At 70.4% G+C, this 19,620-nt stretch carries 25 protein-coding genes and 1 riboswitch; of the genes, 14 read left to right on the forward strand and 11 right to left on the reverse strand.

The features are described from left to right. Positions 1–377: 377 nt before the first annotated feature. Complete coding sequence (locus ACIBHY_RS19730; RefSeq protein WP_397247058.1) at positions 378–1,454, forward strand: LCP family protein; 1,077 nt, start codon at positions 378–380, stop codon at positions 1,452–1,454. Between the two features lie 294 nt (positions 1,455–1,748). Here ACIBHY_RS19730 and ACIBHY_RS19735 read toward each other — a convergent pair whose 3' ends face one another. Beyond that, positions 1,749–2,399: a GPP34 family phosphoprotein gene (locus tag ACIBHY_RS19735; RefSeq protein ID WP_397247060.1), complete on the reverse strand. Its 651-nt coding sequence runs from the start codon at positions 2,397–2,399 to the stop codon at positions 1,749–1,751. Positions 2,400–2,452: 53 nt separating this feature from the next. Between ACIBHY_RS19735 and ACIBHY_RS19740 the strand changes: the two genes are divergently transcribed. Beyond that, on the forward strand, positions 2,453–3,331 hold the full coding sequence (locus ACIBHY_RS19740) for an Fpg/Nei family DNA glycosylase (RefSeq protein WP_379615673.1): 879 nt from the start codon (positions 2,453–2,455) through the stop codon (positions 3,329–3,331). Here ACIBHY_RS19740 and ACIBHY_RS19745 read toward each other — a convergent pair. Together ACIBHY_RS19745 and ACIBHY_RS19750 are read right to left on the reverse strand one after the other, a co-directional pair. After that, the gene (locus ACIBHY_RS19745) at positions 3,324–3,803 is read right to left on the reverse strand and encodes a DUF1203 domain-containing protein (RefSeq protein WP_397247062.1); all 480 of its coding nucleotides are present in this window, start codon (positions 3,801–3,803) and stop codon (positions 3,324–3,326) included. The genes ACIBHY_RS19740 and ACIBHY_RS19745 overlap by 8 nt on opposite strands. Before the next feature lie 61 nt (positions 3,804–3,864). Beyond that, entirely contained in the window at positions 3,865–4,188 is a 324-nt protein-coding gene (locus ACIBHY_RS19750) for a rhodanese-like domain-containing protein (RefSeq protein WP_397247063.1), read from the reverse strand. Between the two features lie 76 nt (positions 4,189–4,264). Continuing rightward, a riboswitch (TPP riboswitch) is annotated at positions 4,265–4,379 on the forward strand. 46 nt (positions 4,380–4,425) lie between these two features. Between ACIBHY_RS19750 and ACIBHY_RS19755 the strand changes: the two genes are divergently transcribed. Continuing rightward, entirely contained in the window at positions 4,426–5,742 is a 1,317-nt protein-coding gene (locus tag ACIBHY_RS19755) for a purine-cytosine permease family protein (protein WP_397307367.1), read from the forward strand. Between the two features lies 1 nt (position 5,743). Here ACIBHY_RS19755 and ACIBHY_RS19760 read toward each other — a convergent pair whose 3' ends face one another. Continuing rightward, a complete protein-coding gene (locus ACIBHY_RS19760; protein WP_397247067.1) occupies positions 5,744–6,268 on the reverse strand; it encodes a methylated-DNA--[protein]-cysteine S-methyltransferase in 525 nt (174 codons plus the stop codon). 135 nt (positions 6,269–6,403) lie between these two features. Here ACIBHY_RS19760 and ACIBHY_RS19765 point away from each other — a divergent pair, with 135 nt between their 5' ends. Then, positions 6,404–8,263, forward strand: coding sequence for a PAS domain S-box protein (locus ACIBHY_RS19765; protein WP_397247068.1), 1,860 nt, complete (start codon positions 6,404–6,406; stop codon positions 8,261–8,263). Positions 8,264–8,405: 142 nt separating this feature from the next. Then, positions 8,406–8,837: an ATP-binding protein gene (locus ACIBHY_RS19770; RefSeq protein ID WP_312896209.1), complete on the forward strand. Its 432-nt coding sequence runs from the start codon at positions 8,406–8,408 to the stop codon at positions 8,835–8,837. Here the strand turns inward: ACIBHY_RS19770 and ACIBHY_RS19775 are convergent. The 3 genes from ACIBHY_RS19775 to ACIBHY_RS19785 are packed head-to-tail and all read right to left on the reverse strand — an operon-like array spanning position 8,821 to position 9,884. Further along, entirely contained in the window at positions 8,821–9,438 is a 618-nt protein-coding gene (locus ACIBHY_RS19775; RefSeq protein WP_397247070.1) for a YidC/Oxa1 family membrane protein insertase, read from the reverse strand. The genes ACIBHY_RS19770 and ACIBHY_RS19775 overlap by 17 nt on opposite strands. 48 nt (positions 9,439–9,486) lie before the next feature. Next, positions 9,487–9,717 carry a DUF6412 domain-containing protein gene (locus ACIBHY_RS19780; RefSeq protein ID WP_397247072.1) on the reverse strand — a complete coding sequence of 77 codons (231 nt, stop codon included), beginning with the start codon at positions 9,715–9,717 and terminating at the stop codon, positions 9,487–9,489. Then, complete coding sequence (locus ACIBHY_RS19785) at positions 9,714–9,884, reverse strand: hypothetical protein (protein WP_379615652.1); 171 nt, start codon at positions 9,882–9,884, stop codon at positions 9,714–9,716. The genes ACIBHY_RS19780 and ACIBHY_RS19785 overlap by 4 nt, the downstream gene beginning before the upstream one ends. An 83-nt stretch (positions 9,885–9,967) precedes the next feature. Here ACIBHY_RS19785 and ACIBHY_RS19790 point away from each other — a divergent pair, with 83 nt between their 5' ends. The 5 genes from ACIBHY_RS19790 to ACIBHY_RS19810 all read left to right on the forward strand — a co-directional run bounded on the left by ACIBHY_RS19790 (position 9,968) and on the right by ACIBHY_RS19810 (position 13,636). Further along, on the forward strand, positions 9,968–10,657 hold the full coding sequence (locus tag ACIBHY_RS19790) for a response regulator transcription factor (protein ID WP_379615650.1): 690 nt from the start codon (positions 9,968–9,970) through the stop codon (positions 10,655–10,657). Next, the gene (locus ACIBHY_RS19795) at positions 10,654–11,724 is read left to right on the forward strand and encodes a sensor histidine kinase (protein WP_397247074.1); all 1,071 of its coding nucleotides are present in this window, start codon (positions 10,654–10,656) and stop codon (positions 11,722–11,724) included. Before ACIBHY_RS19790 ends, ACIBHY_RS19795 begins: the two co-directional genes overlap by 4 nt. 671 nt (positions 11,725–12,395) lie before the next feature. Further along, the gene (locus ACIBHY_RS19800; protein WP_397307368.1) at positions 12,396–12,851 is read left to right on the forward strand and encodes an SRPBCC family protein; all 456 of its coding nucleotides are present in this window, start codon (positions 12,396–12,398) and stop codon (positions 12,849–12,851) included. Next, entirely contained in the window at positions 12,848–13,189 is a 342-nt protein-coding gene (locus ACIBHY_RS19805; protein WP_397247079.1) for an ArsR/SmtB family transcription factor, read from the forward strand. The genes ACIBHY_RS19800 and ACIBHY_RS19805 overlap by 4 nt, the downstream gene beginning before the upstream one ends. Before the next feature lie 12 nt (positions 13,190–13,201). Further along, positions 13,202–13,636 (forward strand): SRPBCC domain-containing protein, encoded by a 435-nt coding sequence (locus ACIBHY_RS19810; RefSeq protein ID WP_397307369.1) that lies wholly within the window; start codon positions 13,202–13,204, stop codon positions 13,634–13,636. Between the two features lie 3 nt (positions 13,637–13,639). On the opposite strand, the gene ACIBHY_RS19815 is transcribed toward ACIBHY_RS19810, so the two are convergent. Continuing rightward, positions 13,640–14,296, reverse strand: coding sequence for a maleylpyruvate isomerase N-terminal domain-containing protein (locus ACIBHY_RS19815; RefSeq protein ID WP_397307370.1), 657 nt, complete (start codon positions 14,294–14,296; stop codon positions 13,640–13,642). A 61-nt stretch (positions 14,297–14,357) separates the two neighbouring features. Here ACIBHY_RS19815 and ACIBHY_RS19820 point away from each other — a divergent pair, with 61 nt between their 5' ends. Next, a complete protein-coding gene (locus ACIBHY_RS19820; protein WP_397247084.1) occupies positions 14,358–14,999 on the forward strand; it encodes a DUF6461 domain-containing protein in 642 nt (213 codons plus the stop codon). Positions 15,000–15,200: 201 nt separating this feature from the next. Here ACIBHY_RS19820 and ACIBHY_RS19825 read toward each other — a convergent pair whose 3' ends face one another. Further along, entirely contained in the window at positions 15,201–15,593 is a 393-nt protein-coding gene (locus ACIBHY_RS19825; RefSeq protein WP_379615634.1) for a hypothetical protein, read from the reverse strand. Between the two features lie 208 nt (positions 15,594–15,801). Here ACIBHY_RS19825 and ACIBHY_RS19830 point away from each other — a divergent pair, with 208 nt between their 5' ends. Beyond that, a complete protein-coding gene (locus tag ACIBHY_RS19830) occupies positions 15,802–16,149 on the forward strand; it encodes an STAS domain-containing protein (protein WP_184959005.1) in 348 nt (115 codons plus the stop codon). Beyond that, positions 16,146–16,871 carry a glycosyltransferase gene (locus tag ACIBHY_RS19835; RefSeq protein WP_184959004.1) on the forward strand — a complete coding sequence of 242 codons (726 nt, stop codon included), beginning with the start codon at positions 16,146–16,148 and terminating at the stop codon, positions 16,869–16,871. Before ACIBHY_RS19830 ends, ACIBHY_RS19835 begins: the two co-directional genes overlap by 4 nt. A 69-nt stretch (positions 16,872–16,940) precedes the next feature. On the opposite strand, the gene ACIBHY_RS19840 is transcribed toward ACIBHY_RS19835, so the two are convergent. Continuing rightward, positions 16,941–17,801, reverse strand: a complete 861-nt coding sequence (locus ACIBHY_RS19840) for an NAD(P)-dependent oxidoreductase (protein ID WP_397307371.1) — start codon at positions 17,799–17,801, stop codon at positions 16,941–16,943. A 54-nt stretch (positions 17,802–17,855) separates the two neighbouring features. On the opposite strand from ACIBHY_RS19840, the gene ACIBHY_RS19845 reads away from it, so the two are divergent. Next, complete coding sequence (locus tag ACIBHY_RS19845; RefSeq protein WP_397307372.1) at positions 17,856–18,191, forward strand: winged helix-turn-helix transcriptional regulator; 336 nt, start codon at positions 17,856–17,858, stop codon at positions 18,189–18,191. Here ACIBHY_RS19845 and ACIBHY_RS19850 read toward each other — a convergent pair. After that, positions 18,188–19,615, reverse strand: coding sequence for a serine hydrolase domain-containing protein (locus ACIBHY_RS19850; RefSeq protein ID WP_397307373.1), 1,428 nt, complete (start codon positions 19,613–19,615; stop codon positions 18,188–18,190). The genes ACIBHY_RS19845 and ACIBHY_RS19850 overlap by 4 nt on opposite strands. Positions 19,616–19,620 lie beyond the last annotated feature (5 nt).

A 19,620-nucleotide genomic window follows, 5' to 3' on the forward strand; every position in this document is an offset into this window, starting at 1 on the left:
TGGGTCCGAAGCGGACACAATCTTCCCTTCGATAGAGGTCGTCCATAAACCGTAACGACGCTGGTGGCGTCAGATGTTTCCGGAGTGACCCACAGTGTGTTCCGCGTACTTTTCCGTGGGAAATCCTTGGCGGGACGCATCCACTGGTGGGGGGCTCGACGTAGCGTTATGGCAACCGATGGGAGAGGGAAGACGTGGCAGAGGAAGATCGCACGCGCCCGCTGCGCTCGCCGGGCGAGGGCCGCCCGTTGCCGAGCCGGCCTGATGACGGCATGCGGTCGGCCGGAGCTCCGGCACAGCAGTTTCCGCCATCTCCGGCGGAGCCGCCGCGCTCTGCCGGGCGAGTCTACGGCCGCGAGCGTCCCGGCAACAGTCCGGTGAAGCCGCTGAAGGGGCGTGGCGGCGGCGGGGGCGAGGTGCCGCCCACGGCGGTCCACCAGGGCGGCGGCGGGCCGTTCAACCGTCCACCGGCCAAGCCGCCCCGCACCGGACGGCGCCGGCCCATCGGGAAGATCATCGCGATCAGCGTGGCGGGCCTGCTGGTCTTGCTGCTGGTGGCGGCCATCGGCATGTTCTTCTGGGTCAATTCCCGGCTCACCGGCATCCCGGGCGTACTCGACGACTACGAGGGCCGTCCCGCCGACACCCCCGGCACCAACTGGCTGCTGGTCGGCTCCGACAGCCGCAAGGGCCTGTCCGCCGCCCAGCGCAAGAAGCTCGCCACCGGCCGCGCCGCCGGGCAGCGCACCGACTCCATGATGCTGCTGCACGTCCCCGAGGGCAGCGACAAGGCGACGCTGGTGAGCCTGCCGCGCGACTCCGCGGTCACCATCCCCGGCAAGGGCCGCAACAAGCTCAACGCCGCCTACACCCTCGGCGGGCCGAAGCTGCTCGTCAGAACCCTCGAGAACGTCACCGGCCTGCGCATCGACAACTACATGGAGATCGGCTTCGCCGGGTTCGTGGACATCGTGGACGCGATCGGCGGCGTCGAGATCAACGTGCGGGCCGACATCAACGACCCCAAGGCCGGGCTCAACCTCAAGAAGGGCAAGCAGGAGCTGACCGGCGGCCAGGCGCTCGGCTACGTCCGCACCCGCAAGGGCGGCGCGCTGCCGGACTTCGAGCGGACCAAGAGGCAGCGGCAGTTCCTGGGCGCGGTGGTGAAGAAGGCCGCGAGCCCCGGGGTGCTGATCAACCCGTTCACCTCGATCCCGCTGGCGGCGAGCGCGACGGACGCGGTCGTGGTGGACGAGTCGACGGGGGCGTTCGACATGTTGTCGCTGGGGCTGGCGATGGGCGACAGCCCGGTGACCACGGTGGTGCCGTTCGGCGGCAACGAGATCGCCGGCGGCGGCACGGCCGTCAAGTGGGACACCCAGAAGGCGCTGGCGCTCTTCAACGCCCTGAAGGCCGACAAGCCCGTCCCCAAGGACATCCTCGACGCCAACTGACCGCGTCTTTCGTCACGGGCGGTCTTTCCGTTACGGCTCCGCCGCCTCCACCCCACCCGCCGCAGCCCCTGACCCTCCGTCCAGGGACACGGCGGGCAGGGCGCGCGGGCGGCCCGCCGCAACGCCGCCCCGCCGGCACGCGCCGGGACCGAGGCGGGCACACCCGCTCCTGGGGCACACCCGCCAACAGCCCGCTCGGCAAGCACGCCCTGGCCCGTTCGGGGCTTCCGGACCCCGGTGGGTGGGTCTCCCGGCGCATGGGGTCTGGGCGGGTCGGGTCTGGGGTGGGTCGGGTCAGGTCGTCGTGGTGGCGGTGATCGCGGCCGTGGTGGCCGTGATGAGGATGACCGAGTTGATGGCGGCGATGGTCTTGGCCACCGCGTCGCCCGCCCACTGTCCCTCGGCGATCTCCTTGACCCGCTTCCTGTCGGCCCCCGGGAAGGCCTTGCGGTCCAGGTTGGCGGCGTGCAGGACCGCGATCAGCACGGCGGTGCGCGCGTCGGGCTCGGCGCCGCCCAGCACGGCGGCCACCCGGGCGCGGATCTCGGCCTCGACCCGCCCGTCCACCTCGGGCCAGCGCGAGGTGGGGAACAGGCCGAGCACCTTGGCCCGCTCCTCGCTCAGGACTTCGGCGGCGGCCAGCCGTTCGAGAAGACGCTTGCGGAGTTTGCCCGAGTACAGCTTCTGCACCCACCACACCGGGCGGCGCGCCTTGCCGTCCTCGGCCATGCGGGCGAGGACGGCGTCGAGTTCGGGGTCGCCGAGCGGGGCGGCGTTCTTGACGGACACCTTCTTGTCCGAGAGCTCCAGCCGGTCGTTGATCGCCAGCTCGGCGAGGATGGAGCCGCCCAGCGCGGTGTCCAGTTGCGTGCCGGGGATGAGCTGTCTGCCCTCTTCCTCGCTGTGGGCGAGAAGGAGGACTTCTTCGGCGATCGTCACGTTCATACCTTGACCCTAGCGCCGTGTTTTCCACAGCCTGTGGACCATAATCTGGATGCATGCCCGAACTTCCAGAAGTGGCGTCGCTCACCGATTTCCTGCGTGAGCGGGCTGTGGGCCGGACGATCCTGGCCGTCGACGTGGTCGCCTTCCAGGCGCTGAAGACTTTCGATCCGCCCGTCAGCGCGCTCGGCGGGCTCACCGTGACCGGCGTGGCGCGGCACGGCAAGTTCCTCGACCTCGACTGCGACGGTCTGCACCTGATCATCCATCTGGCGCGCGCCGGGTGGCTGCGCTGGAAGGACGACCTCTCGGGCGCGAAGCCGGTCCGTCCCGGCAAGGGCCCGCTGGCGGTCCGGGTACGGCTGGCGCCCGACGACGAGGGCCTGGCCCCCGGGTTCGAGCTGACGGAGGCGGGCACACAGAAGCGCCTGGCCGTCTATGTCACGAAAAATCCGGATGAAGTGCCCGGCATCGCCTCGCTCGGCCCCGACCCGCTGGCCGACACCTTCACCGTGGACGTGCTGAAGGGGATCGTGGGTGGCAACCGTACCCAGATCAAAGGTCTTCTGCGCGACCAGAAGGTGATCGCGGGCATCGGCAACGCCTACTCCGACGAGGTGCTGCACGCGGCCAAGATGTCCCCGTTCAAGATCGCGGCCTCGCTGACCGACGCGCAGGTGGCCGATCTGCACGAGGCGATCGTCGCCACGCTGCGCGAGGCGGTCGAGCGGGCGCACGGGGTGGCGGCCAAGGACCTGAAGGCGGAGAAGAAGTCGGGCCTGCGCGTGCACAACCGGGCCGGGCAGCCCTGCGACGTGTGCGGCGACACCATCAGGGAGGTCTCGTTCGCCGACTCCTCGCTGCAGTACTGCCCGACCTGCCAGACGGGCGGCAAGCCGCTCGCCGACCGCCGTCTGTCGCGCCTGCTCAAGTAGCCCGGTGGGCGGCGAACTGGAAGCAGCCGTACTCGACCGCCCGTACGTGGACCAAGGCCACCTCGGGGTCGGAGAGCACCTCCTTGAGCGCGACCTCCGGGTCGGCGCCCTCGGGCAGGAGGCGGCCGCCGTGGATGCGCCCGTCGGCGGTGTAGGCGCGCAGGACCCGCTGGGCGGTGTGGGCGGCGGGCCAGGCGGTCGTGCCGGGCCCCTCGCACGGCTCGGCGTGGACGAAGATGGGCCCCAGCTCGTCGTAGGGCCCGGGGTCGGCGCCGGTCTCGGCGGCCCAGCGCCGCAGCGGCGCGTACGACACCAGGGCGATCCGCTCGCCCGCCGCAGCCTTGCGCAGGCAGCACCGCAGCGGCGCGCCGCCCGTCTCGTCGATGCTGAAGCGGGGCGCCCGGCCCGCGTCGTCCGCCCGGAGCAGCTCGCGCACGATCACCGGGTCGATGGCGCTGATCTCGTATTCCATGCTCCGATGCTCTCCCGGCCGCCCGCCCGATGCTGGCGGCGGTCGGACCTGGCATTCGGGGTCAGGCCACGAACGGCTCCTGGCCGCCCTCGCTCACCATCGGGCGCCTGGCCGCCTCCCACGACTGCATGCCGCCGCCCACGTTGACCGCCTCGCGGCCGACGTGGTTGAGCCAGGCCGCCGCGTGCGCCGAGCGCCCGCCGACCCGGCACACCACGTACACGGGCTGCCCGGCGGGCACCTCGTCGAGACGGGACTGCAGCTCGCCCATGGGGATGTGCACGGCGTCGGGCGCGTGCCCCGCCACCCACTCGCCCTGCTCACGCACGTCAAGCAGATACGCGTCCGCGGGCACGTCCTTGGCCTCGATCTCGGGAACCGTCATGTACCCATTCTCCCAGGCCTCAGGACCGCCCGGTGTCTTGCCACCCGCCGGGCGAATGGCATAATCCGCCTGAAACTTACATAAGCGCGGGAGCTCGGGCACGGCCGGGCTGAGAGGGCAATCCCCACGCATTGCCGACCGCATGAACCTGACCGGGTAATGCCGGCGTAGGGAGCGTTCACGATGACGCGTGTCGTCGATGGATCACACCACTCTGATGAACCCCACCACTCGGAGGTGGCCCTGACCCTGGACGGGGCCACGCCGAAAACCCTCGGCGTGCTCGACCAGGGCGCGCTGTGGGCCAACCTCGCGGTCAGCCTGCTGGGCTTCTCCGGTGCGCTGCTGCTGCTCAACCCCCTGGGCGACGCGCCGCTGAGCCTGGCGGCGGCGCTCACCGCCACCGCGGTCGGCAGCCTCATCGGCACCGCCATGGTCGGCCTGTCGGCCATCCCCGGCACCCAGACGGGCAAACCGGCGATGGTCCTGCTGCGCGGGCTGTTCGGCGCCAAGTTGTCCTACATCCCGACCGTGCTCAACATCGTCCAGATGATCGGCTGGGGCGCGTTCGAGCTCTGGGTCATCTCCAACGGCGCGATGGCCATCTTCGGTACGGCGGTGCCGTACGCCGTCTGGGTGCTCGTCGCCGGGGCGATCACCACGGGGCTGACGATCTGGCCGCTGGGCGCGATCAGGCTGCTGCGCAGGTACGTGACGATCGGCGTGATCATCGCGATGGTCTGGTTCGCCGTGGACTTCCTGGGCAAGGCGCCGCCGCAGACCGGTGGCGACTGGACCGCGTTCGCCCCGGCCGTCGACTACGTGATCGCGCTGTCGATCTCGTGGGTGCCGCTCGCGGCCGACTTCGCGCGGCACTCGCGCTCCAGCAGGGCCGCCTTCACCGGCGTCGTGGGCGGCTACACGCTGGCCCAGATCGCCTGCCTGGGCCTGGGCGTCTACGCGGTCGCGCTGGCCGGGGCCTCGGCGGTCGCGGCCAACTCCACCGCGGTGTTCGCGCCGTTCGTGGCGGCGCCGCTGGGCGCGCTGTTCTTCGCCATCCTGGTGCTGCGCGAGACCGACCAGTCGTTCGCGAACGTGTACTCCACGACCGTCTCCCTGCAGAACCTCATGCCGAGAGTGGACCGGCGGATCTTCTCCACCGCCATCGGCGTGGTGACGGTCGCGATCGCGCTGGCCGTGGACGTCACCTCCTACGGCGCCTTCCTCGGGGTCATCGGCGCGGTCTTCGTGCCGATGTTCGCGGTGCTCGCCGTCGACTATTTCCTGCTGGGCGGCGGCACCCGGTGGAACACCGCGGAGAACGCGCCGGCCCGCTGGTCGATGCTGATCCCGTGGGCCCTGGGCTTCGCCGCCTACTGGGTTACCACGGGCACGCCGACGGTCGAGGCGTGGGACCGGATCTGGCTGCCGTTGCGCGAGGCCGTACGCCAGCCGTGGATGAACGGCGCGCTCGGCGGCGCCATCGTGGCGGCGCTGGTGACGTTGCTGGTCGGACTGCTCGGCCGCACCCGCGGGCGGGCGGCGGTGAAGTGAGTCAGCGGCTCTCGACGGTCAGGAGGTGGCGCTTGGCGGCGGCGCCTCCGGCGTAGTCGCCGAGCTCGCCGTCGGCCTGCACGATCCGGTGACACGGGACGATCACGCAGACGGGGTTCTGGGCGAGCGCGTTCCCGACCGCACGCAGCGCGCGCGGCCGGCCGATGCGCTCGGCGATCTCGCCGTAGGTCGTGGTCGTCCCGTACGGCACCGCCATCATCTTCTGCAAAACCGTCTTGGCGAACGGCGTGGCGAGGGTGAGGTCCACCGGCGTGGTGAACGTGCGCAGGCGCCCGGAGAAGAACGCGTCGAGCTCGCGGCGCACCGGGTCGAGCCGGGCGGCGTCGGGCCCGATGAAGGAGCCGAACTGCTTGGCGACCCGCTCGAACACCGTGTTCTCTTCGTCGAAACTGCAGGTCACGACCCCGCGCGCGGTCACGGCGAGGACGAGCCTGCCGACCGCGCCGTCGTAGGGGCCGAAGGCGACGTCGGGCGGGTCCTCGCTGCGGTAGGTCGAAGAGGTCACGCGGAGCAGGGCATCGAGGTCACCGCTCGACATACCCTCACCCACTTCGCCACCTGGGAACCCGTGACCGCAGCGTATCGGACGGATCGCCCGACGGAAGCACCTCGCCACGGGCACTATGGAGATGTGGGAGACATGCGGGCAGGTAGTGACGACGACCTCGCCGCCGTCGTGCTCGCCAGTTCCCCCAACGCGATCATCGCTCTCGACCGGGATCAGACGGTGCTCCACTGGAATCCCGCGGCCGAGCGGCTGTTCGGCTGGACGGCCGGGGAGATCGTCGGGCGCCGGGCCCCGATCGTGCCGGCGGAGCTGACCGCCGAGCACAACGCCGTGCTCGAACGCGTGCGCACCGGCGGCCAGGTCTCGCTGCACACCAAGCGTTTCCGCCGTGACGGGAGCCTGCTGGACGTGCGGATCGACACCAGCGCGCTGCTCCAGGGCAGCTCCGTCGCCGGCTACGTCTGCGTGCACCACCTGACGCAGGAGGACGAGGGCGCCAGGGTGCGCGTGGCGCGCCGCGAACGGCTGGTGCGCCGGCTCAACGACGTCGTCGGCGACATCAACTCCGAGCTGGAGCTGCCCGCCGTGCTCGACCGCATCGCCGCCAGCCTCACCGAGCTGACGGGCGCGGACGCCGGCGGTTTCGTGCTGATCGAGGGGGAACGGCTGCGCCTGGTGAGCGTGCATCAGCTGCCGGACTCACTCAAGGACACCACGGCCGACATGCGCAACAGCCTGGTCGGCAAGCTCTTACGCACCGGCAAGACCGTTCTGCTCGAGTCGCACGGGCTCGGTGACCTGGTCTGGGCGCGATTGCCCGGACTGCACACGATCGCGCTCGGCGTGGCGGCGGTGGGCGGCCGGCCGTACGGGGCGCTCTACGCGCTGTTCGCCGAGCACAAGCCGGGGCACGTCGAGCTGGAGCTGCTGGAGCTGCTCGCCGGACACGCCGGCATCGCCGTCGGCAACGCGATGGCCTACCAGGACGCGGTACGCCAGCGGGCACACGAGCGCGCGGTGTTCGACGCCAGCGCCGACGGCATCGCGGTCCTCGACGACGAGGGCCGGGTGCTGCAGTGGAACCCGGCGGCCGCCGAGATGACCGCCTTCAGCGCCGAGGCGGTACTGGGCGGGCCGCCGCCGTTCCCGCTGCCCCAGCCGGGGGAGAAGCTGACGTTCCAGATGGAGACCGGGCGCTGGCTCGACGTGGTGAGCGCGCGGATCGAGGAGACCGGGGAGATCGTCGTCGACTTCCGCGACGTGACCACGGCCAAGGAGCTTGAGGAGGCCAAGGATCTGTTCCTGGCGACCACGAGCCACGAGCTGCGTACCCCGATCACGATCGTGGGCGGCTTCGCCAGCACGCTCGACGCGCGCTGGGACAAGCTCACCGACGCCGAGCGGCGCTCGGCGGTGCACACGATCGCCGAGCGGGCCAGGTCGCTCGGGCAGCTCATCGACCATCTGCTGCTCGGCTCGCGGGCGGGGGCCGAGGAGCTGTCGGTGCGGATGGAGACGTTCGACCTGGCCGAGCGGGTGCGGGCGGCGACGCTGGGGCTGCCGGTGCTGTCGGACCGCCACAGCGTCGAGGTGGTGGTGCCCGATCGCCTGCCGTCCGTGCGGGGCGACGCGCTGGCCACCGACATCATCCTGGGGCAGTTGCTGGAGAACGCCTTCAAGTACTCGCCGAGGGGCGGTCTCATCTCGGTCGAGGCCTGGCCGGAGGACGATCGGGTGATCGTGGTGGTGGACGACGAGGGCGTCGGCATCGCGGCCCAGGACCGCGAGCGCATCTTCGAGAGGTTCGTGCAGGTCGACAGCGGCGACAGGCGCAGGTTCGGCGGCGTGGGGCTCGGGCTCTACATCGTGCGGAGCCTGGCCAGGGCCCAGGGCGGCGAGGTGAGCGCGCATCCCCGGCCGGGCGGGGGCACCCGCATCAGGCTGGCGCTGGGACGTGCGCCTGATATCCGATCCGACACACCGATGCGGTAACGAGGTGGTCACGGATGCGCTGATCTATCGTCCAATGTGTACAAGCTGTGATCGAGATGCGGTTTCTGGGACTGGGTAACGGGGCATTTCGGTCGTACCGGGGAGTGTTCCCTCGGGGGGAACTGGGAGCGGGGAGGTGCGCGTGTCGAGCGTGGTGCTGTTGCCTTACGCACCGTCCAGCGTCGCCGTCGCCCGCCAGCGTCTGAGCACTGATCTGCAGGCGAGCGGCGTTTTCGAGAACGCCGTCGACGACGCTGTCCTGGTCGTGAGCGAGCTGCTGAGCAACGCTCTGAGGCACGCCCATCCGCTGCCTTCCGGCATGGTAAGGGTGGCCTGGTTGTGGAGCGATGATCACATCGAAGTCGCGGTGAGCGACGGCGGAGCGGCCACCGAGCCGCGCGCGGGCCGCCCCACGCTCTCGTCGCTCGGTGGCCGTGGCCTGGGCATCGTCGAATACGTCGCGGAGAGCTGGGGCGTTCGGCACGACGGCGACACCACTACGGTGTGGGCGATCCTGCCCGCTCCGAACGGCGTGGCGAACGGGCAGGTGGCCGCGCTCAGAGAGGCCGGGTAGCCAGCACCGCCCGTTCCCCCGCCGTCCACGCGGTGGAGACGAGCAGGTACAGCCCGGCCGCCAGCGGCATCACGAGCGCGAACAGCGCGGAGGCGAACGGCAGCGCCTTGATCCACGCCGGACCGTCCATCTTGCGGGCGGTCAGCCATGCCACGACAGCGATCAGGAAGATCACCATTACAAAGACCAAAAATGGCCAACTGATCAGTCCGTAATTCGCGACCAGCGCGGCGACCTGGTGCCCCAGGGGCGCACCGAAAAGGGTGTGCCCGGCCAGCGCCGTCGGGTGCGTGGCGACCTGATACACCAGCCACAGGAACGGCGCCTGCGCCAGGCTCGGCCCGATCCCCGCCAGCGGCGACGTGCCCTCCTTGGCATAGAGCGCGGTCATCTCCTTGCTCAGCCGCTCGGGGTTGCGGGAGTGGCGCTTCTGCAGTTCCTTCAGCTTGGGCGCCAGCCGTTCGCGGAGCTTGGCGGCCTTGGCCTGCTTGACGCCGAGCGGTAGCAGCAGCACGCGTACCGCGATGGTGAACAGCACGATGCCGAGCGCGGCGTTGCCGCCCGCCGTGCCGATGACGAATGTGACCAGAGAGTCGATCATGAGCCCTTCCTCGGGGGAGATGAGGGCTCGCCTGGATACGAGCCCCGCTTAACGTGAAGCGGGACTCGGTGATGGCGCTCTCGGTCTGGCCCGGCCGGCGGCGTCGGGATCGCGCTGCCGTACGAGCGCGATCCGGCGCGCGTAGCGCAGCGGAAAGCTCGGCGCGGCGCCGTCACGCGCGGGCAGCAGCCTGGCGGCCCACGCGGCCAGCAGCAGGATGCCGACGCTCGCCAGCGTGGCCAGCGCCACCAGCCAGGCGGGATCGAACAGAAGGGTCACCGGGAGGGCGACCCGCTGATCACCCTGACCGCGATGAACACGACCAGAGCGATGACACCGATGATCAGAGCCACCTTGAACAGCACGGCGACCATCGGGAGGACGAAGTTGAACAGCACGAAAGCAGCGGCCAGCGTGCCAAGCACCAGCGCGACAATGCGACCCATGTGACCAAGGTACGTCCTTCGGCGTCCTTACGGCTCGGTGACGTCCATATCGGTTGCGTGCCGCGGGGCCGTACCGTGAAGAGGTGAACACCCGCATCCTGGTGGTCGACGACGACCCCACGGTGGCCGAGGTCGTCGCCCGATACCTGGAGCGCGACGGTCACCAGGTCGAATGCGTCGGCGACGGGGCCGAGGCGCTGCGCCGGGCCCTCGCCAGGCCGCCCGACCTCATGGTCCTGGACCTGATGCTGCCCAAGGTCGACGGGCTCCAGGTGTGCAGGAAACTCAGGGAGCGCTGGCCGGTCCCGGTGATCATGCTGACCGCGCTCGGCGAGGAGATCGACCGGGTGGTCGGCCTGGAGACCGGCGCCGACGACTACGTGACCAAACCGTTCAGCCCGCGCGAGCTGGCCCTGCGCGTGCGCTCCGTGCTGCGCCGCGCCCGTGGCGCGACGGGCACCGCGGGGACCGGCGTCCTGCGCGACGCCGACCTCGCGGTGGACGTCGGCGCCCATGAGGTACGGCTCGGCGACGCCGAGATCATGCTGACCGCCCGCGAGTTCGACCTGCTCGCCTACCTCATGCGTAACCCGAGGCAGGCCTTCAGCCGCGCCCAGCTGCTCGACCAGGTGTGGGGCTGGTCGTTCGGCGACTCCTCCACGGTGACCGTGCACGTACGGCGGCTGCGCGAGAAGATCGAACCCGACCCGACGGCGCCCCAGCGCATCGTCACCGTCTGGGGCGTGGGATACCGGTACGAACCGTTGCCATGACCGCCCTGTCCATCATCGTCGCCGCCGCGCTCGGCCTGCTGGTGGCCGCGGCCGGCATCGGCGTGCTGCGCTGGCGGCGCGCCCGCTCGATCGGCGCCATGCTGGCGGTCGTCGTGGTCGCGGCCGTCGCGGCGACGCTGGCGGGCGTGGCCGCGATCACCGTCGACATGGTCATCGAGGGCCGGGCCAGGGACGTGGTGCTCGCGGTCGTGGGCGTGGGGGCGCTGGTCGGGCTCGGCGTGGCGTACGTGGTGGCCCGGCGGGTCGTGCGGGAGAGCAGGCGGCTGGTCGAGGCCGTGCGCTCGGCGCCGTTCGTCGCCCCGCAGGGCCTGCCGTCGGAGCTGCAGACGATCGCCAACACGCTGGAGGAGGCGTACGCGCGCGAGCAGGCCCTGGAAGGCGCGCGGCGCGAACTCGTCGCCTGGGTCAGCCACGACCTGCGTACCCCGCTCGCCGGCATGCGCGCGATGGCCGAGGCGCTCGAGGACGGCGTCGTCACCGACCTGCGCTACGTCACCCGGATCCGGCACGAGGTCGAACGGCTGTCGGTGATGGTGGACGACCTGTTCGAGCTGTCCAGGATCCATGCCGGGGCGCTGCGGCTGAGCCGTGGCCGGATCGGGCTGGCCGACCTCGTGGCCGACACGCTGGCCGGAGTCGAGGCCGTGGCGGCGGCCAAGGGGGTACGGCTGGCAGCGGACGCCGCCCCGGCGCCGGTGGAGGCCGACGCGGGGGCGCTGGGACGGGCACTGGCCAACCTGGTCGTCAACGCCATCCGCCACACGCCCTCGGACGGGACCGTGACGCTCACCTCCGGCGTGTCGGACGGCAGCGCCTACCTGGCCGTCTCCGACGCGTGCGGCGGAATCCCGGCGGCGGACCTCGCCCGGGTCTTCGACGTGGCCTTCCGCGGCGAGTCCGCCCGCACGCCTTCTTCGGATGGCGGGGCGGGCCTGGGGCTGGCCATCGCCCAGGGCATCGTGGAGGCACACGACGGGATGATCGACGTGGTGAACGAGGGGGCCGGCTGCCGCTTCGAAATCCGCCTGCCTCTGGCGCCCACCTGACAAGCATGGTCCTCACGGAGTGGCGCGCTTCGCGCGACACGGCGCTCGGGCTCCCCTCAGTGGGGGGCCAAGCCCCCCACGACCCCGGCCGGGGGCCCGCCCCCGGACCCCGGGCGAGGGCCGGGCACGGCGCGAAGACCTGGTCCTCAAAAGCATCAGGGTCAAGCGCGCTTCCATTCCGGGGGCTGTCCTCCAGGCCGACCACCGATGCGGTCCCGGTTTTTACCTCGGCCCTCGCCCAATCCGGCGCCCCGTGCGCACACCCAGTGCCGCGGACGCATGTCCGCGGGGTACGTGGCAGACGTTGTCCTGCGGACAACGGCAAGGCCGAACGTTCCCTGCAGTGGGGCCGGCTGGCCGGGGCCTGGCGCCGGTGATCGTTTCGCGATCGCCCTACTCCGCGACATTCCGGTAGACGGTTGGTTGCCCCCTACCGCCCAGCTGCTCGACAAGCCCTCTCGATCGCAGCTCGCGTAGCGCCTTGCGGACGTTGGCTGGGAAAGGTTCAGCTCCTGCTTGAGGTCGGCGCCCAGTTACATTTGCACGGGATCTGGTTACATTTCAGTTCTATTTCCAACGCGCCAAACGCGCAACCTACAGTTGCGCGTGGACGGCCCCCGCGCTAACGTGACGTGCAACCAAGCGTTGCACGTAGCGAAGTGGGGACGAGCATGGAGTACGGGAGCATCGAGCGGGAGATTCACGTCGAGGCCTCGCCCGAGGTGGTCTACGAGGTCGTCAGCCGCCCGGAGCACATCTCGCAGTGGTGGAGCGACGACGCCTCCATCGAACGATCCACCCCCGGCGCCATAGGCGAACTGGTCTGGGGTGATCGGGTGAATGTCGTTCCGTTCACCGTGGTCAGCGCCGAACCGCCGCGGCTGTTCTCGTTCCGCTGGTGCCATCCCGGCGGCAAGGTCGACGACTCCGTCGGCTCGCTGCTGGTCACCTTCGAGCTCACCCCGTCCGGCGACGGTACGCGGATCCGGCTCACCGAGAGCGGGTTCCGGGAGATGGGCTGGGAGGCGGCCAAGCTGGAGGAGGTCTACAGCGATCACGTCACCGGCTGGGACACCTTCGTGCCCCGGCTCGGGGAGTACATCGGGCGGCTGGTGTCGGCTCCGTGAGTGCCGCCGTCGACGACGATCTGTGGTCAGCGGTCGGCGATCCGACCCGACGGCGGATCCTCGACCTGCTTCTGGCCGACGGCAACGGCACCGCCACCAGCCTCAGCGAGCGGCTGCCCGTGACCCGGCAGGCCATCGCCAAACATCTCGGTGTGCTCGACCGCGTCGGCCTGGTGCACGCGGCGCCGTACGGGCGGGAGAGGCGGTACCAGGTGGACGAGGCGCAACTCGCGCGCGCGGTCGCCCAGTTGTCCGCGGTGGGCGCGGCGTGGGACGCGCGGCTGCAGCGCATCAAGCGGATCGCCGAGGCGATTCAGCGCAACAGAGACGAACAGTGAGAGGAGCACGACATGGTGGACATCCTTCATCGAGTGGGCATCAAGGCACCGGCCTCCGAGGTCTACGCGGCCCTGACCACCACCGGCGGACTCGCCGGCTGGTGGACGACCGACACAAAGGACGGGGGCGACGGCGTGATCGCGTTCCGGTTCGGGGCGGGCGGGTTCGACATGAAGGTTCTCGAACTGCAGCCGGACAAGCGCGTGGTGTGGGAGGTCGTCGAGGGGCCCAAGGAGTGGATCGGCACGCACGTGGTCTGGGACCTCGATCGGGCCGACGACCAGACCATCATCCTGTTCAGGCATGAGGGCTGGGCGGAGCCGGTGGAGTTCATGCACCACTGCAGCACCAAGTGGGCGGTTTTCCTGATGAGCCTAAAGTCTCTGGTCGAAACCGGGACAGGCGCCCCGGATCCGCACGACGTCAAGATCGACAACTGGAACTGACGCTCAACCGAGGACGAACGGGAGCTTCGCCGCCAGATCGCCCAGCTCCGCCCGTTCCGCTTCGGTGGGGGCACGCCGCCCGGTGCCGACCAGCAGCGCGTCCTCGTCGGAGAACGACTCCGGGAACGCGGCCCCGGCGATCTTCTCCAGCATCTCGCGAGACCGGGCCAGCCCCTCCGCGGGCGGCCCGGCCACGCCCGGCAGGTACGCGATCAGGTCGAGATGATGCAGCGTCCACTCGATGACGTACGCGGACAGGTAGTCGCCCGCCGTCAGCACGATGTCCTTGGTGCCGACCCAAGCCCCAGGATCAGCCAGTACGGCGGCGCGTCCGGCAGCCGAGCCGACGTCGTCAAGGTGGAACTTGAGCATCCACGGCTCCCCATAGGCGGCCGCCAGCCGCACGGTCAGCGCGTCGAGCGGCTCGTCGCCGGTCGGAGGCGTGCCGGTGACCTCCCAGTAGGTCACCGCGTCGCGGGTCGGTTCCGTCTCGGCCGGGGTCACGAGAGTGATCAGAACATCCTGGGCGTCGATGACGAGGTGGCAGGCCAGATCCCTTACCAGCCAGCCGGAACACCCCGACGGCTTCGCGAAGTCCTCGTCGGGGAGTTCGGCTACCGCCGTACGCAATGCCGTCCAAGAACGTGAGAAGAGGTCCACCTCGGCAGACTATGGCGCGATCCTGCACCGCGCACGGCCGAACCGTTTCTAAGATCTTCAGATGACCGCAGCCATGCCGACCACGACCGACTACGCCTGGGCCGACAGTGGCACCCTCGACGACCCCTACTGCCTGACACTCGTACGCGGGCTCACGCCCGAGGAGTTCATGGCACGGGTGCACGCGGAGACCCGCCCCCGGCCCATGCGCCTGGACGCGGACTTCCACGACGTCAGCTACGACCTCCGAAGCGCCGGTGAGTCTCTCTTCATCGGCGCCGCGGCCGTTCCCGGCGAGAACTGGACGCTCGCCTACGAGAGCAACGGCCACCTCGGCATCACCGCGGAGGCGATGATCCCGGTGTCGATCGGCACCCGAGTCGTCTCCCACTACGAGGGCGGGAACGGGCGCTACCGGTTCTTCTGGGCCGAGGACGGTGACGTCCGCCTCGACTTCGACCCGCTGTACGCCAACGACCGGCGCGGCAGCACCCCGGACGCCCTGCTCGACGACATGGTGGAGATCGGTTACGACCTGCGCGACGACGCCTCGGTGGAGGACACCGACTTCACCTTCCCGCTCATCGCCGCCTCCTTCGCCCTGGCCGAACGCCTCACCGGCATCCGCGTCACCCCTGAACTCCTGGCCGACCGCACCTACCTCTGCGGCCAGGCCCGCGTGCCCTTCCCCCAGGATCACTAGCGGTCGCGTGCACCGGTCGCCCTCAACGGCAACGGCTCGGCGTCCCGGGAGACGGCCTTCCGATCTCCAGAGCGCCCCGCAGCTGCCAAGACCCTGGGTCGGCAGGTCCCCGGCCGACCCCCGGCCGGAGGTCGTGGGGGGCTTGGCCCCCCACTGAGGGGAGCCCGAGCGCGAGGCGCGCCACCCGCGAGGACCGTGCCCCTAGGCGGGTGAAGGCACGCGAGGCGTCCCGAAAGATTCGGACATTGCCCGAAACGTGGGGCAGGGCCAGCGCCACATGCAGCTCCGGCACCGCAGGATCGGATGGGCCGTGTCGCTCGTGATCCCCCCGGCGTCACGAGGCTGGTGCAGGTCGAGCAGGCGCAGGCCGAGCTCGGCGAAGGTCAGCAGGGTGTCCCTGGCGTCGCCGAGGAAGTCGAGGTCCTCGCCGGCCAGCCTGGTGCGGACGGGGACGTACCCGTCGTTGTTGAGCAGCCCCCGCAGGCGCCCTGCTTCGTCGTGCCACGAGGTGGCCTTCTCGGTGCGGATGTGGATGGCCTCCAGCTGTTCGCGCAGGCGCTGGCGCTGGGGATCTTCGGAATGCTCTGTGGTCATGTGTACGCTCGGGCCCCTGGCTTCCGTGATGCGATGGTATTGACCAGGAGGGCCCGTGCAACCCCCCTTTCCGGCACTTGCCGGTGTCACAGTGTCAAGCTTCGCGTACTCTCCGTTTTCATGGAGCCCAAACGCGGGACAAAAACCTGGCGTTCCACTATCGGCGTGAGAACGTGACCAGACGCCTCCACCCCGCTAGCCTGCCCATGTGGAGCTCAAGGTCTCGACTCGATCACATGCCGGCCATGCACTAGTTGCGATCGCCGGTGAAATCGACCTCTATACGGCGCCCCGCCTGCAGCAGGAGTTCACTCGCCTCCTGCAGGACGGGCCCAATCGCGTGGTCATCGACATGTCCCTGGTGGAGTTCTGCGACTCCACGGGGATGAACGTGCTGCTGTCAGCACTCAAACGCATGAAGGAGCAGGGGGGTGAGCTCGACGTGGCCGCCCCGCGCCCCGCGGTGCGCAAGATCCTTCAGGTCACGGGACTCGATTCGGTGTTCACCGTGCACGATGAGGTGCCCGAGGAGTTTCTGATCTCCGAGGGGTCATGACGCCGGACACGGCGGTCGTCATCCCGGCCAAGAACGAGGCCGACCGCATCGGCGCGACCGTACGGGCGGCCCTGGAGCTGCCCGGGGTCGATCTCGTCGTGGTCGTCGACGACGGCTCGCTCGACCAGACCGGCCGGGTGGCGCGGGCGGCGGGCGCCAGGGTGGTGCGCCACAGCCGCAACCGCGGCAAGGCCGCCGCCATGGAGACGGGCTCGGAAGCGGTCCGTCTGCTCGACGGCGACACGCCGCGGCACCTGCTGTTCCTGGACGCCGATCTGGGCGAGTCCGCGCGTACGGCGGCCGCCCTGATCGAGCCGGTACGCGCGGGCAAGGCGGACATGTCGATCGCGGTCTTCGCCACCCGGGTACGGCTGGGCGGCCACGGCATGGTCGTCCGCCTGTCCCGCGACGGCATCCGGCGGGCCACCGGCGGGTTCGAGGCGACGCAGCCGCTCAACGGCCAGCGCTGCCTGACCAGGGCGGCGTTCGAGGCGGCCAGGCCGCTGGCCCACGGCTTCGGCGTGGAGACCGGGCTGACGATCGACCTGGTGCGCAAGGGCTACCGGGTGGCCGAGGTCGAGGTCGAGATGGCTCACCGGGCCACGGGCAACGACTGGCGCGCCCAGGTGCACCGCGCGAAGCAGTTGCGGGACGTGGCGCTGGCCCTGGCGGTCAGGGAGCCGGCGGTGCGCAGCGCGCTCGGCAAGCGGCCCGCCCGTTAACGCGGTTCCGGCCCTCAATTGAGGGTGTTGCGGACGCGTCTCGGCGGTTTGGGCCGCCAGGACGGTCCGTTACGGCTGCTTGCGGAGGAGCTCGACCAGAGAGGCGATGCTCTGGTCGGCGCGTCCTTCCGCCACGGCCCGCCTGAGCAGGTCGTGCATGGGCTCGTGCCAGGCGACGTCCAGGTTGCCCTCCCTGCCGATCTCGTGGTCGTGCGAGATGCCCTCGTGGAAGAGGCCGAGCGCCGACTCCGGGTTGGCGTAGTCGCCCTTGTCCACGGCCTCGGCCAGGGACGGCAGCAGCTGGATGATCATCTCCAGCCACTTCGTCTCGTAGCGCACCAGCGAGCTCGCCTCCAGCCCGCGCGCGGTGACCAGCGCCGCGCCCTGGAGGAAGGCGACGATGGTCGGCAGCAGCGTGCCGCCCACGGCCAGCTCGTACAATCCGGCCAGATCCGGCTCCTCACCCAGGTGCACGGTGTCGCCGCCCATGACCCGCAACGTCGGCGCGTAGCGGTCGAAGACCGCCCGGTCGCCGCTGTAGTACAGCAAGGTGTCCGGCAACCCGACCGCCGAGGGCACGTTCTTGATCGCGCCCGCCAGGAAGTCCACGCCGTGCCCCGCCGCCCACGCCGCGGTCTCGCGCGCGCCCGCCGGGGTTCCGGTGTTCAGGGTGACCAAGGTACGCCCGGACAGTTGGCCCGCCGCCGGTTCCAGCGCTTCCCGGGCGGCGTCGAAGGTGGTCAGGATCGCGATGACCAGCTCGCTCGCCGCCACGGCCTCCTCGACGCTCGCCGCCCGCACCGCCCCTTCGGGCGTCGGCCTGCCGGCAGAGCGGTTCCATACGGTCGTCGGGTGCCCTGCGGCGACATATGCCTTGGCCAGAGCGCTGCCGATGGCGCCCAGGCCGATGATCGTTACTGGTGTTCTCATGCTCGCCATGCTCCGGGCTAGCGAACATTTCATCAAGTACCTACTATTTTGTTCGTGAAGAAGGCGCGCTACACCTGCGGTCTCGACGCCGCCATGGACGTGATGGGCGGCAAGTGGAAGGTGCTGATCCTGTGGGGCCTGTACGACGGCCCGCGCAGGTTCGGCGAGGTCAGGCGGGAGGTGCCCGGGATCAGCGAGCGCATCCTCACCCTGCAGCTGCGGGAAATGGAGAAGGCGGGCCTGGTGCTCCGTGAGGACTATCACCAGATCCCGCCCAAGGTCGAGTACTCGCTGACCGCGTTCGGCTCCTCCCTCCTCGCCGCGCTCATCCCGCTCGGGGAATGGGGGGAGGAGCACATGGCCCGCATCGAGGCCATTCCCCGCGACTAGCCGGTGAACGTCACCGTCCGGCGGCGGGCGCGGACCGTGTGGAAGATCCGGGTTCCGGTCACGGCCAGGGCGGTCAGCGCGGCCGTGGCCGTCCAGACGAACAGGGCGGGCCAGACGTAGGAGATCTGGGCGAGGGTGCCGGAGCGGTTCATGAGCAGGCCGAAGAGCTCGGCCAGCCCGGCGAACAGCGCCACCGGCAGCGCGTACGGCGCCAGCCGTACCACCAGACGCCAGGTCGCACGCCCGGAGCGGCGGCGAGCCCAGGTGCGGGCGCGGTAGACGCCCAGCGCGCCCAGGGCCAGCGTGAGCAGGGTCATTCCGGCCAGGATCGGGTCGGCGGAGCTGGTGAAGGGGGTGAGCCGCTGGTCGGGGCGGCCTTCCGCGAGGTCGATCAGGCCGTCGGCGATGATCGCGGCGTCGTCGCCCGACATCATGCCGGTGTTGGTGACCACGGCGATGCCGTACCCGCTGCCGGGCAGGAGGACCTGCGCGGCGTTGTGGGTGAGCAGCCAGCCGGTGTGCTTGAGCATGGGCGCGCCGCCGGGGGTGCGGCCGGTGTACCAGCCCATGGCGTACGTGCTCTCGCCGACGCCGGAGCCCTGGTGGGTGGCCTTGATCGCGGGCCGGTCGCCGTTCTGGGCGATGAGCCACCTGGCCATGTCGCCGGCGGTGGAGACCACGCCGTAGCCGCCGTTGACGAACCATTCGGGGTGCGAGCGCGGCACTGTCCGGCCGTAGGCGCGGACGTAGCCCTTGGCTGCGCCGGGCAGTTCGAGGCTGGAGTCGACCGTCTTCGTGGCGTTCATGCCGAGTGGGCGGAAGACGCCGGCGGCCATGTGCTCGGCGAAGGGCCGCCGCGCGACGACCTCGACCAGGCGGCCCAGGAGCGAGTAGTTGGGATTGTGGTAGTACATCCTGGCGCCCGGCTCCGCGCTCAACCCGGCGGTGCGCAGCATGGCCACCGCGTCCTTCAGCGTCGCGGGGGCGTCGAGCGTGAGCTCGGGGAAGCTGTGGTCGGACATGCCGGAGGTCTGGTTGAGCAGTTGCCTGACGGTGATCTTCGCCGCGCGCGGGTCGGCCATCGTGAACTCCGGCAGGTACTGCCTGACCGGGGCGTCGAGCTTCACCTTGCCCTCCTCGGCCAGCTTGGTGACCGCCAGGGCGGTGAACGACTTGGAGACCGAGGCCAGCGGCATCGGGGTGTCCTTCGTGATCGCGTCGCCGTCGGCGGTGTGGCCGTAGCCGGCGGTGAGGACGACCTTGTCGCCCTTGGTGACGGCGACCATGGCCCCGGGCAGGCCGGTCCGCTCGACGTAGTCGCGGACATAGGAGTCGATGCCGAGGGTGTCGTCGGCGGTCGCCGTACCCATCGCGGAAAGAAGGAAAGCGCCGGTCAGGGCGGTGATCACCATCGGAGTTCGCATGAGGA

Origin of the sequence: Nonomuraea sp. NPDC050547 (genome assembly GCF_044457345.1) — a bacterium.
Classification (GTDB): domain Bacteria; phylum Actinomycetota; class Actinomycetes; order Streptosporangiales; family Streptosporangiaceae; genus Nonomuraea.